Raw genomic sequence first — 12,359 nt, forward strand, 5'->3', positions numbered from 1 at the left:
ACCGGGTGCCGCCCGAGCGCCGCGGCGCCGCCGACGCGACCGCGGTGGGCACGGTGGAGCGGATCAGGTGGTCCAGCGGGTCGCGCGAACGGTCCGGCACCCCCACTTGATGCCACCCGGCGACCCCGAACGCAAGGAGCCTGCCAGCGTGTCCGCCGGCAGGCTCCTGAGAATTGCGCTTTCCTACGCCGCCGCGAGGCAGCGGGCCGAGTACGGCGGGGTGTCCCGGCCGACCAGGTCGGTCAGCCCGACCAGCACCTCGAGCTCACCCAGGCCGTCGCCGGTCTCGAGCTCGGCCAGGTCGACGTCGTCGAGCTCCAGCTCCTCGCCGGGCTCGGGCAGCGTCGCGAGGCTGTCGCTCGCCCCACCCGGGGCCGGCTCGGAGGCCGCCCCCAGCGCGTCGGCGAACTCGGCCTCGTCGAAGGAGTCCGCACCGGACTCCTCGAACCCGCCGTCCTCCAGGTCGTCGAACGCCCCGTCGAACTCGGGCAGGTCCTCGAACCGGTCCGGGCGGGCGGGACCGCCCACCCCGGCCGGCACCGGCCTGCGCGCGGGAGCCGGGATCGTGACCCGGCCCGGCATCCGCGCCACCTCGGCCGCCCGCTCGGAGCGGCGCATCGTCTCGGAGACCTCGGACAGGAGATCGGACAGTTTCACGTCGAGTGCGTCGCAGATCGACGCGAGCAGCTCGGAGGAGGCCTCCTTCTGCCCGCGTTCCACCTCGGACAAGTACCCGAGGCTGACCCGGGCCGCACCCGACACCTCGCGCAGGGTCCGTCGCTGACGCAGCCGACGGCCGCGCAGCGTGTCCCCCAGAACACGGCGGAGCAAAGTCATCTGCGCGCCCCTCCCGTTGTCGTGGTTCGTGTCGTCACCGTACCTCTACGAACGGACCGCGGCCTCGCCACGATCGCCTGTACGCCAACAGCGAAACGCTGTAATCACCTCGGCAATTCCGAGGTCCTCTCCCGTAATGCGAACAGGAGCAGCTCCAGGGCCGCGGCCACGCTCGCGGACCGGATCTCGGCCCGCGTCCCGGCCAGCGTGAGGTGCCGTACGGATCCGGTGCCGGGACCGGCGAGCCCGATGTAGACGGTGCCGACCGGCTTGCCGTCCTGCGGCTCCGGCCCGGCCACCCCGGTGATGCCCAGCCCGTACGTGGCCCCGAGGCGGTCCCGGGCGCCGGCCGCGAGCGCGGCGGCGACGTCCGGGCTGACCGGTCCCTCGGCGTCCAGCAGCGGGACCGGTACGCCGGCGAGCACCGCCTTGAGCTCCGTCGCGTAGACGACCAGCCCGCCCCGCACGGCCGCGCTCGCCCCGGCCGGCTCGGTCAACGCCGCCGTCAGCAGCCCGCCGGTCAGCGACTCCGCGACGGCCACCGTCGCCCCCGCCGCCACCAACGCCGCCAGCACCTCCGCCGGCGTCGCCCCCGCACGGCCGGATCCACCCGCCGGCCCGGCCGCCGCCGAACTCCCGGCCCCGGCCGCCGACCTCCCGGCCCCGGCCGCCGACCTCCCGGGCGAGGACGCACCCGGGGGCCCGGCCGAGGTCTCGCCGACCGGCCAGGCAGGTCCGGTCGGGGGCCAGCCGCTGCCGGCGTCCGGCCCGCTCACGGTGCGCTCGCCGCCCGCCGCAGCGCCAGCGCCCGGGCCACGTAGTCGACCCCGGTCACGACCGTCAGCACCAGCGCCGCCCCCATCACCCAGGCCGCCGCGGTCGCCAGCAGGTCGTGCAGCGGCAGCAGGTAGAGCCCGATCGCGATCGTCTGAAGGAACGTCTTGTACTTGCCGCCGCGCGACGCCGGGATCACCCCGTGCCGGATCACCCAGAACCGCAGCAGCGTGATGCCGCCCTCCCGGATCAGGATCACCACGGTCACCCACCAGGGCAGCAGGCCGAGCGCGGACAGCCCGACCAGCGCGGTCCCGGTCAGCGCCTTGTCCGCGATCGGGTCGGCCAGCTTCCCGACCTCGGTGACCAGGCCGCGCTTGCGGGCCAGGTCCCCGTCCAGCCGGTCGGTGAGCGAGGCGACCGCGAAGATCACGAACGCGACCAGCCGCCAGGACGTGTCGGTGCCGTGCTGCTGCACCAGCGCCCAGGCGAACACCGGCACCAGCAGCAGCCGCAGCAGGGTCAGCCCGTTGGCCACGTTCACGACGCGGACGGTCTGGGCCGGCGTGGCGACCGGGTCCGGGACGGCCGGGACCGGGCCCGTGACGCCCGGCACGGACGGCTTCGGGACCGCGGGTTCCGGCGCCACCGCGCTCACCGACCGGCCGCCACCACCGGGCGGGCCACCGCGTCCGCGGTGTCCAGGTAGCGGGCGGTGAGGTCGACCCCGGCGCTGCCGGTGACCTCGGCCCGGACCAGGTCGCCGACCCGGACGTCGACGGGCGCGTCGGTCACCAGCGTGGCCCCGTCGACCTCGGGGGCCTGGTGGGCGGCGCGGCCCTCGACCCCGTCGCCGGTGATCGCCTCGACCAGCACCTCGACGGTCTCGCCGAGACGCTCCTCGGCCCGCTGCGCCATCAGCTCGTCGACCAGGTCGGTCATCCGGGCCACCCGCCGGTCGACCACGTCCGTGCGCACCTTGCCGTCGTACCCGGCGGCCTCGGTCCCGTCCTCGTCGGAGTAGCCGAACACGCCGATCGCGTCCAGCCGGGCCCCGGTCAGGAACCGGGTCAGCTCGGCCACGTCGTCCGTGGTCTCGCCCGGGAAGCCGACGATCACGTTGGACCGGACCCCGGCGGTGGGCGCGAGCGCGCGGATCTGCTCCAGCAGCCCCAGGAAGCGGTCGGTGTTGCCGAACCGGCGCATCCGCCGCAGCACGGCCTCGCTGGAGTGCTGGAAGGACAGGTCGAAGTACGGCGCGACGCCGGGCGTGCCCGCCAGCGCGGCCACCAGCGACGGGCGGGTCTCGGCCGGCTGCAGGTAGGACAGCCGGACCCGGACGATCCCGGGCACCGCGGCCAGCTCCGGCAGCAGCTGCTCCAGCAGCCGCAGGTCGCCGAGGTCCTTCCCGTACGACGTCGAGTTCTCGCTGACCAGGACCAGCTCGCGGACGCCCTGCTCGGCCAGCCAGCGGGCCTCGGCCAGCACCTCGGCCGGCGGCCGGGAGACGAACGAGCCGCGGAAGGACGGGATCGCGCAGAACGCGCACCGCCGGTCGCAGCCGGAGGCCAGCTTCAGCGGCGCCACCGGCGAGTTCTCCAGCCGGCGCCGCAACACCGGCGGCGTCCAGCCCGGCACCTCGGTCTCGGGCGCGGCCGAGCTTCCGGGCGCGGCCGAGGTTCCGGGCGCGGCCGAGGTTCCGGGCGCGGCCGAACCGTGGCCCGGCACCGAGACCGTCACGCCCTGCCGCTCGACCGGGCTGATCGGCAGCAGCGTGCGCCGGTCCCGGGGCGAGTGCGGCGTCAGCGGGCGGCCGGCCAGCACGTCGTCGAGCCGGTCCCCGATCTCCGTGTACGCGTCGAAGCCGAGCACCGCGGCCGCCTCGGGCAGGCTGTCGGCCAGCTCCGAGCCGTACCGCTCGGCCAGGCAGCCGACGGCGACGACCTTCCTGTCCCCGTCGGCGGCGGCCAGCAGCGTGTCGATCGAGTCCTTCTTCGCACTGGCCACGAACGCGCAGGTGTTGACGAGGACGACGTCGGCGTCCTCGTCGTCGGTGAGCTCCCAGCCGTCCGCGGTCAGCCTTCCGGCCAGCTCTTCGGAGTCGACCTCGTTGCGGGCGCAGCCGAGGGTCACCAGTGCAGCACGACGGGAAACGGACACACCGACGAGCGTACTAGCGTCGGAAGACTGCTCTGGTCAACCGGCCGTGGGTGATCCGAACGCGACCGTGCAGACCTGACGGTCGCAGCGCGGCGCACCGACGTCCTTGCCGTTCTGGGTGACCCGGACCGCGGGCGAGTTGCCGAAGCGGACGGACAGCGTCGTCGCGTCCCGGAACTCCTTGGCCGTGCCGTCGGCCAGGATGCCCTGGAAGAGCTGATTTCCGTGACTGTTCGTGACCGACACCCAGCTCGACCCGCCGCTGGCCCGCAGCCGCAGCACGACCCCCTTCGGGGCCGGCTTCGCGGTCGCGCTCGGCTTCGGCGCAGGGGTCGTGGTCGGCGCGGCCGCAGCGCTGGTCGTGATCGCCTGCGGCGCCCCGGCGGCGTCGTCGCCACCGCGGCCGACGAACCAGCTGACGCCCAGGAAGATCACCACGACGACGAGCACGCCGGCCGCGACCGAGGCCCAGGTCGGCGACCGCCGCCCGGACCGGCCCGCGTCCCGGGGTGGCTCGAACGAGCCCAGCGGCGCGGTCCGCAGCGCCGGCACCGGCTGGTGGAACCGCCGGTCGAACTCCTCCACCAGCGGCCGCGAGTCGGCGCCGACGACCTGGGCCACCGAGCGCAGGTGACCGCGCGCGTAGACGGCGCCGCCACAGACCTCGAAATCGTCGGCCTCGATCGCACGGATGATCGCCGGGCGGATCCGGGTGGCCGCCGAGACCTCCTCCACGGACAGCCCACGCTCGCGCCGGGCGGCCGCGAGCGCAGCGCCGAGCGGGCGAACGTCGTCGGCCACGTGGAGGACCTTCCCGGTCATGGTGCTGTGCAGGTCGTGTGGGCGATCCTGTATCAGTCTAAGCGTCTCCGGCCGGTCCGGCCAAAGACTCACCAGGGTGGTTCGGTGAACGGACCGTGGACGCTCCGGGGCCGACCGGGCGCATCCCGTGCCGCCGTACGGGGTAGTCGCCGGTACGCAGATCGAGCCGGTAGTGGACCCGGTCCCAGCGCTCGTCCCCGACCGCGACGAAGTCCGGCAGCCGGCCGGAGACCTCGAACCCGAACGACTCGTACAGGGCCATCGCGGCGTGGTTGTTGCCGCGCACGTCCAGGGTCAGCGTCTCCACCCGGTTGTCCCGGGCGTCGTCGACCAGGGCGCCGACGAGCAGCCGGGCCAGCCCCTGCCCGCGGGCGTCGGGGTGCACCATCACCTGGACGATCTCGGCGTTGACCGCGACCACCGCCTTGGCGTAACGGCTCCAGCGGCCCAGCGCCTCGACCCGGCCGCCGGAGCTGACCACCGCCAGCCGGGTCCGGCCGGCCGCGATCTCGGCCGCGATCTCGGTGAGCCAGTCCGCGGTCTCGGCCCGGTCCGGGACGTGCACCCAGCCGACCGCGCCGCCCTGCTCCATGACCCCCCGCACGACCCGGTACGCGGCGTCGACCGAGGCCTTGTCGACCCGGTCCAGCCAGCCGATCTCAGCCACGGAGAGTGACCAGCAGCCCTTCGAGCTCGTCCGGCTTCACCAGCACGTCGCGGGCCTTGGAGCCCTCCGACGGGCCGACCACGCCGCGGCTCTCCATCAGGTCCATCAGCCGGCCGGCCTTGGCGAAGCCGACCCGCAGCTTGCGCTGCAGCATCGAGGTCGAGCCGAACTGGGTCGAGACCACCAGCTCGACCGCCTGCAGGAGCACATCGAGATCGTCGCCGATGTCCTCGTCGACCTCCTTCTTGGCCGCCGTAGGTGCGGTCACGTCCTCGCGGTAGACCGGCTGCAGCTGCTGCTTGCAGTGCGCGACGACGTCCGCGATCTCCTGCTCGGGCACGAACGCGCCCTGGATCCGCTGCGGCTTGCTCGCGCCCATCGGCAGGAACAGCCCGTCACCCTGGCCGATCAGCTTCTCCGCGCCGGGCTGGTCCAGGATGACCCGGGAGTCGGCCAGGCTGGAGGTGGAGAACGCCAGCCGGGACGGCACGTTGGCCTTGATCAGGCCGGTCACGACGTCCACGGACGGCCGCTGGGTGGCCAGCACGAGGTGGATGCCGGCGGCCCGGGCCAGCTGGGTGATCCGGACGACCGAGTCCTCGACGTCGCGCGGCGCCACCATCATCAGGTCGGCCAGCTCGTCCACGATCACCAGCAGGTACGGGTACGGCTTGTAGACCCGCTCGCTGCCCGGCGGCGCGGTGATCTCGCCGCTGAGCACCTTGCGGTTGAAGTCGTCCACGTGCCGGACGCCGGACGCGGCCAGGTCCTCGTACCGCATGTCCATCTCGCGGACGACCCATTGCAGCGCGTCGGCGGCCCTCTTGGCGTTGGTGATGATCGGCGTGACCAGGTGCGGCACGCCCTCGTACGACGTCAGCTCGACCCGCTTGGGGTCGATGAGGATCATCCGGACCTCGTCCGGGGTGGACCGGACCAGGATCGACACGATGATCGTGTTGATGCAGGAGGACTTGCCCGCGCCGGTCGCGCCGGCGATGAGGATGTGCGGCATCTTGGCCAGGTTGGCGACCACGAAGCCGCCCTCGATGTCCTTGCCGAGGCCGACGATCATCGGGTGCTGGTCGCGGGTGGCGGTGCCGCTGCGCAGCACGTCGCCGAGCGAGACGTGCTCGCGGTCGGTGTTGGGGATCTCGACGCCGACCGCGGACTTGCCCGGGATCGGCGACAGGATGCGGACGTCGGCCGACTTCACCGCGTACGCGATGTTGCGGGACAGCTGGGTGATCCGCTCGACCTTGACCGCGGGGCCGAGCTCCACCTCGTACCGGGTGACGGTCGGGCCACGGGTGAACCCGGTGACCGCGGCGTCGACCCCGAACTCGAGGAAGACCTGCTGCAGGGCCGAGATGACCGCGTCGTTGGCCTTGGTCTTGGCCTTGGGCGGGGTGCCGCCGGCCAGCAGGGTCGAGGCGGGCAGCGTGTAGTCGGTCTCGCCGGCCAGCGAGAGCTGCACCGGGCGGGTGACCGGCGGCAGCTCCGGGGTGGGCCCGGGAGCGGCCGGCCGCGGCTCCGGGACGACCGGGCCCCGACGGCGGCTCGCCTTCGGCGGGGGCGGCGGCTCCTCCTCATCCTCCGGCGGGAGCGGCGTGGCGGTCTCGGCCGCCTCCACGTCGTACGGGTCGGGGTCGGTCATCGCGGCCTGGCGGCGGCGGGACGGGCGGCGCAGCCGGACCGGCGGGGCGGACAGCTCCTCGGTCGGCGCGTCCGCCGGCTCGTCCTCGGCCTCGTCGGCGGCGACCGGGCGGCGCAGCAGCCGGTCCCGCCCCTCCCGCAGCCGGTGCGGGATCCGGTTGACCGGCGTCTTGGTGACCACGAGCAGGCCGAAGAACAGCACCAGGACCAGCAGCAGGACCGCGAGCGCGGTGCCGACGCCGCGCTGCAGCGGGCCGGCCAGCCAGGCCCCGAGCAGGCCACCGGCGCCCCGGCGCCCGTCGGTCTGTGCGGGCAGGCCGTTGCCGAGGTGGAACAGCCCGGTGCCGGCGACCGCGAGCGCGGCCCAGCCGATGCCGACCCGGCCGCGCTCCTCCGGCTTCGGCAGCTGGCGCAGCAGGTGCACGCCGGCGGCCAGGAACAGCACCGGCAGCACCAGCGCGAGCGTGCCGAAGCAGATCCGCAGCAGGTCGTGCACGCCCCGGCCGACCGGTCCCCCGCCGGCGGACCAGAGCCCGACGCCGGTGACGATCGCGACCGCGACCACGGCCAGGCCGACGCCGTCGCGGCGGTGGGCCGGCTCCAGCCGCGCGGTCGCGGCCTGCCGGCCGACGGCGCGGGCGGCTCCCCCGGCGCCGCGGGCGAGCAGCAGCCAGGACCCGGACAGCGCGCGGCCGAGCGGGGCCAGTGGGCTGGCGCCGCGGCGGCGGGCCGGTCGCCGCGCCGGCCGGCGCCTGGACCGGGAGGAGGACGCCCGGGTCGCGCCGCCGCGCGAGCGGGGAGGCGAGGTCCGGGCAGTCACGCGCCCGAGACTAGCCGCGGGGCCCAACCCGGCAGACTCAACGCGCCGTACCCGGAACAGGACACCCAACCGGGTACGGACGCAAGGGTGGAGTAGGGACACGACGATCAGCGAGCCCGGCACGGAGGCTGCGCCGGGCGACGCCGACACGGTCGCCCGGTGGGTGGGGCGCACCCCTGCTCCGGCTGGACGACGGGACCGGGATCCTGGAGGCCTTCCCGCTCGTCCGACCGCTGGCATGATCTGTGGCACACGGAGGCGACGATGACTCGATGGGCACCGGTGGCTGCGGCCGCGGGAGTCGTGGTGGTGCTGGGCGCGGCGGTGGCGGTGGTGGCGACCCACGGCGGCGGGAGCACGCAGTCGGCGGCAGCCGCGCCGAGCGCCACCCCCACCCCTGCCCTCGCCGGTCTCCGGGTCCGTGACGGCGACCTCGTGACCGCCGCCGGCACGGTGCTCGCCGCGCCGGGGAAGCCGGTGCGGTTCTGCGCCCCGACCGCGAGTGCCCTGCCCGGCATTCCCGGCCCCGAGCAGCCGCCGGGCTGCTCCCCCGCGGTGACGCTGGTCGGTGCGGACGTGTCCCGGCTGGCCGACCAGAAGGCGTACCGGGGGACGCGCTGGGGTCAGGCCCGCATCACCGGCCGGTACGGGCACGGCACGATCACCGTGACCGACCAGGGCGTCCGCGGCACGGAGCCGGCCGTGCCGGAGACCAGCCGGCCGTTCACGCCGCCCTGCCCGGCCCCGACCGGGGGCTGGCAGCCGGGCCTGCTCGGCCGGAGCGGCCTGGACGCGCTGGACAGCGTGATCCAGCACCACCCCGGCACGTACGGGGACGTGTCCGTCACCTATCCCGGCGGCCTGCCGGCCGGCATCACCACCTCGCCCCTGCCCGCCGGCACCACCCAGGTCGCGATGGTCACGACGACGCTCGATCCGGCGACGGCCGAGACGGCGCTGCGGGTGCACTACGCCGGCAACCTCTGCGTCGTCCGGACCCGGCACAGCCGGGCCGACACCGACGCCGTCTGGCGCAAGCTCAGCCCCGAGAACGGCACCGGCGACCTCTGGCGCCGGTACGGCGTCTTCCAGGGCGGTCCGGACTACTTCGCCGGCCAGGCCCGGATCATGCTCATGGTGCTGGACGACGCCGCGTACCGGTGGCTGGACGGGGTCGGCGGCGCGATGGTCGAGGCCCAGCCGTGGCTGCGGCGGGTGGGCTAGACCTCGATCACGGTCGGGATGATCATCGGCCGGCGCCGGTATCGGTCGGACACCCAGCGCCCGACCACCCGGCGCACGCTCTGCGCCAGCCGGTGCGGGTCGGTCGCGCCCTCGGCGGTGACCCGCTCCAGCTCGGCCACCACCAGCGACAGCACCGGGTCGAACGCGACCGGGTCGTCGCTGAAGCCGCGGCCGGAGACGATCGGGGTGCCGCTGACCTTGCCGGTGACCGAGTCGACCACCACGGTGATCGCGATGAAGCCCTCGTCGCCGAGGATCCGGCGGTCCTTGAGCGACTCCTCGCCGACGTCGCCGACCGCGAGGCCGTCGACGTACACGAAGCCGCAGTCGACCTTGCCGGTGATCGAGGCGACCCCGTCGATCAGGTCCACCACGGTCCCGTCCTCGGCCAGCACGACCCGGTCGGCCGGCACCCCGGTCAGCCCGGCGAGCTTGGCGTGCGCCCGCAGGTGCCGCCACTCGCCGTGCACCGGCATGAGGTTGCGCGGCTTGGTCGCGTTGAGCAGATAGAGCAGCTCGCCGGCCGGGGCGTGCCCGGAGACGTGCACCATCGCGACTTCCTTGTGCACGACCTGGGCACCCTCCCGGGCCAGCCCGTTGATCACCCGGTAGACCGCGGTCTCGTTCCCCGGCACCAGCGAGGACGCCAGGATGACGGTGTCGTCCGGCTCGATGCGGACCGACGGGTGCTCCCGGTTGGCCATCCGGGCCAGCGCCGAGAGCGGCTCGCCCTGGGAACCGGTGGAGATCAGCACGACCTTGTCCGGCGCCATCGCCGCGGCCTCGTCCAGCGTCACCATCAGCCCCGGCGGCACGTGCAGCAGGCCGAGGTCGCGGGCCACACCCATGTTGCGGACCATCGAGCGGCCGACGAACGCGACCGACCGGCCGTGCGCGGCGGCCGAGTCCAGCACTTGCTGGACCCGGTGCACGTGCGAGGCGAAACAGGCCACGATGACCCGCCGGGTGGCCCCGCGGATCACCGAGTCGAGCACCGGGCCGATGTTGCGCTCGGAGGTGACGAACCCGGGCACCTCGGCGTTGGTCGAGTCCGAGAGCAGCAGGTCGACGCCCTCGGTGCCGAGCCGGGCGAACCCGCCCAGGTCGGTCAGCCGCCCGTCCAGCGGCAGCTGGTCCATCTTGAAGTCGCCGGTGTGCAGCGCGGTCCCGGCGTCGGTCCGGATCGCCACCGCGAGCGCGTCCGGGATCGAGTGGTTGACCGCGAAGAACTCGCACTCGAACGGCCCGAGCTGCTCCCGCTGCCCCGCCGCCACGGTCAGCGTGTAGGGCTCGATGCGGTGCTCGCGCAGCTTCGCCTCGACCAGCGCGAGCGTGAACCGGGAGCCGATCAGCGGCAGGTCCCGCTTCTCCCGCAGCAGGTACGGCACCCCGCCGATGTGGTCCTCGTGCCCGTGCGTGAGCACCACCGCCTCGACCAGGTCGAGCCGGTCCCGGATCCACCCGAAATCGGGCAGGATCAGGTCGACGCCGGGCTGGTCCTCCTCCGGGAACAGCACCCCGCAGTCGACGATCAGCAGCCGGCCGGCGTGCTCGAAGACGGTCATGTTGCGGCCGATCTCACCGAGACCGCCGAGCGCGACGACCCGCAGGCCGCCGGCGGGCAGCGCCGGAGGCGCGCCCACGTCATGATTCTGACGACTCACTCTGCTCCTAGCTGTGGTGCGAGCTGTCCGCCCGCTCAGATGTCCACGTGTGCGGCGGCGAGGTCGGCCCGCAGGGTCTCGATCTCCGCCTCGGTGGCGTCGACCAGCGGCAGCCGTACGGGGCCGCCGGGCTGCCCAGCCAGCCGCAGCGCGGCCTTGGTCAGGATCGCGCCCTGGGTCCGGAAGAAGCCGGTGTACGCCGGCAGCAGCGCCCGGTGCAGCGCCAGCGCGCCGGCCACGTCGCCCTTCCCGTACGCCTCGATCATGTCCTTGGTGCGCGCGCCGACCAGGTGGGTCGGCACGCCGACCACGCCGATCGCGCCGATCGACAGCAGCGGGAGCGTGACCTTGTCGTCACCGGAGTAGTACGCCAGGGGCGTGCGGGCCATCACCCAGGCGCTGGCGTCGAAGTCGCCCTTGGCGTCCTTGACCGCGACGATCCGCGGGTGCTCGGCCAGCGCGACCAGCGTCTCGGTCCGGATCGCACTGCCGGTCCGGCCGGGGATGTCGTAGAGCATCGCGGGCAGGCCGGTCGCGTCCGCGGCCGCCCGGAAGTGCGCCAGCAGGCCCGCCTGCGGCGGCTTGCTGTAGTACGGGGTGACCAGCAGCACGCCGTCCGCGCCGGCCTTCTCCGCGGCGGCGGCCAGGTGCAGCGTGTGCGCGGTGTCGTTGGTGCCGGCGCCGGCGATGACCGAGGCCCGATCGCCGACCGCCTCCACGACCGCCCGCAGCAGCCGGTCCTTCTCCTCGTCGCTGGTCGTCGGCGACTCACCGGTGGTACCGCTGATCACCAGCCCGTCGTTGCGCTGCTCGTCCACCAGGTAGGTGGCCAGCCGCTGCGCGCCGTCGACGTCGAGCGACCCGTCCGTGGTGAACGGCGTGACCATCGCGGTCACCAGGCGGCCGAACGGCCGCGCCTCATCCGGCTGCCTCATGGCCACAAACTACTCGGTGCGGGCTCATCCCTCGCTGACGAGGGGGCTGCTGGCGACCTCGGTGCCGTCGTCGAGGGCGGCGATGGCGAAGTCCGCGAACGCGTTCGGCGCGACCCGCTGCAGCTCCCGCAGGCAGGCCACGGCCAGCTCGCGGATCTCGACGTCGGCGTGCTCGGTCGCCCGCATCGCGACGAAGTGCCGCCAGGCCCGGTAGTTGCCGGTGACGACGATCTTGGTCTCGGTCGCGTTCGGCAGCACCGCGCGGGCCGCCTGCCGGGCCTGCTTGCGCCGCAGCGTCGCGTTGCCGACGTCCGCGAACCGCTTCTCCAGCCCCTCCAGCAGGGCCGTGTACGCGGCCAGCGACGCCTCGGTGGCCTCGACGAACTTCGCGTGCAGCTCCGGGTCGCCGGCGATCACGTCCGGCTCGACCATGGCCGCGTCCCGCTCCGGGACGTAGCGCTGGGACAGCTGCGAGTACGAGAAGTGCCGGTGCCGGATGAGCTCGTGGGTCAGCGACCGGGACACGCCGGTGAGGTAGAAGGTGACCGAGCCGTGCTCCAGCACGGACAGGTGCCCGACCTCGAGGATGTGCCGCAGGTAGCCGGCGTTGGTCGCGGTCCGCGGGTTGGGCTTGGTCCAGGACTGGTAGCAGGCCCGCCCGGCGAACTCGGCCAGCGCCTCGCCGCCGTCCGCATCGGTCGTCCAGGGCACCTCGGACGGGGGCTCGAAGTGCGTCCAGGCGATCGCCCGGACTCCCAGCGGCTCGATCGAGGGCATGG

The 12,359-nt window shown here is 74.2% G+C and carries 10 protein-coding genes and 1 pseudogene; 1 reads left to right on the forward strand and 10 read right to left on the reverse strand.

The features are described from left to right. Positions 1-621 precede the first annotated feature (621 nt). The 7 genes and pseudogenes from VGP36_02495 to VGP36_02525 all read right to left on the reverse strand — a co-directional run bounded on the left by VGP36_02495 (position 622) and on the right by VGP36_02525 (position 7,736). Positions 622-837 (reverse strand): annotated as a pseudogene (locus tag VGP36_02495) (helix-turn-helix transcriptional regulator). Between the two features lie 104 nt (positions 838-941). Beyond that, positions 942-1,412 carry a CinA family protein gene (locus VGP36_02500; GenBank protein HEV7653593.1) on the reverse strand — a complete coding sequence of 157 codons (471 nt, stop codon included), beginning with the start codon at positions 1,410-1,412 and terminating at the stop codon, positions 942-944. A gap of 197 nt (positions 1,413-1,609) precedes the next feature. Continuing rightward, on the reverse strand, positions 1,610-2,155 hold the full coding sequence (pgsA, locus tag VGP36_02505) for a CDP-diacylglycerol--glycerol-3-phosphate 3-phosphatidyltransferase (protein HEV7653594.1): 546 nt from the start codon (positions 2,153-2,155) through the stop codon (positions 1,610-1,612). Positions 2,156-2,265: 110 nt separating this feature from the next. Beyond that, positions 2,266-3,771 carry a 30S ribosomal protein S12 methylthiotransferase RimO gene (rimO, locus tag VGP36_02510; protein HEV7653595.1) on the reverse strand — a complete coding sequence of 502 codons (1,506 nt, stop codon included), beginning with the start codon at positions 3,769-3,771 and terminating at the stop codon, positions 2,266-2,268. 36 nt (positions 3,772-3,807) lie between these two features. Then, entirely contained in the window at positions 3,808-4,572 is a 765-nt protein-coding gene (locus VGP36_02515; protein ID HEV7653596.1) for a helix-turn-helix domain-containing protein, read from the reverse strand. A 58-nt stretch (positions 4,573-4,630) separates the two neighbouring features. Next, positions 4,631-5,260 (reverse strand): GNAT family N-acetyltransferase, encoded by a 630-nt coding sequence (locus VGP36_02520; GenBank protein HEV7653597.1) that lies wholly within the window; start codon positions 5,258-5,260, stop codon positions 4,631-4,633. Further along, positions 5,253-7,736: a DNA translocase FtsK gene (locus tag VGP36_02525; GenBank protein HEV7653598.1), complete on the reverse strand. Its 2,484-nt coding sequence runs from the start codon at positions 7,734-7,736 to the stop codon at positions 5,253-5,255. Before VGP36_02525 ends, VGP36_02520 begins: the two co-directional genes overlap by 8 nt. A 264-nt stretch (positions 7,737-8,000) precedes the next feature. Between VGP36_02525 and VGP36_02530 the strand changes: the two genes are divergently transcribed. Then, positions 8,001-8,960, forward strand: coding sequence for a hypothetical protein (locus VGP36_02530; protein HEV7653599.1), 960 nt, complete (start codon positions 8,001-8,003; stop codon positions 8,958-8,960). On the opposite strand, the gene VGP36_02535 is transcribed toward VGP36_02530, so the two are convergent. The 3 genes from VGP36_02535 to thyX are packed head-to-tail and all read right to left on the reverse strand — an operon-like array spanning position 8,957 to position 12,357. Further along, on the reverse strand, positions 8,957-10,624 hold the full coding sequence (locus VGP36_02535; GenBank protein HEV7653600.1) for a ribonuclease J: 1,668 nt from the start codon (positions 10,622-10,624) through the stop codon (positions 8,957-8,959). The two genes, VGP36_02530 and VGP36_02535, sit on opposite strands and share 4 nt — an antisense overlap. 56 nt (positions 10,625-10,680) lie before the next feature. Beyond that, positions 10,681-11,580 (reverse strand): 4-hydroxy-tetrahydrodipicolinate synthase, encoded by a 900-nt coding sequence (gene dapA, locus VGP36_02540; protein HEV7653601.1) that lies wholly within the window; start codon positions 11,578-11,580, stop codon positions 10,681-10,683. 24 nt (positions 11,581-11,604) lie between these two features. Beyond that, a complete protein-coding gene (gene thyX / locus VGP36_02545; protein ID HEV7653602.1) occupies positions 11,605-12,357 on the reverse strand; it encodes an FAD-dependent thymidylate synthase in 753 nt (250 codons plus the stop codon). Between the last annotated feature and the right edge of the window lie 2 nt (positions 12,358-12,359).

Source organism: Mycobacteriales bacterium (assembly GCA_035995165.1).
Lineage (GTDB): Bacteria > Actinomycetota > Actinomycetes > Mycobacteriales > CADCTP01 > CADCTP01.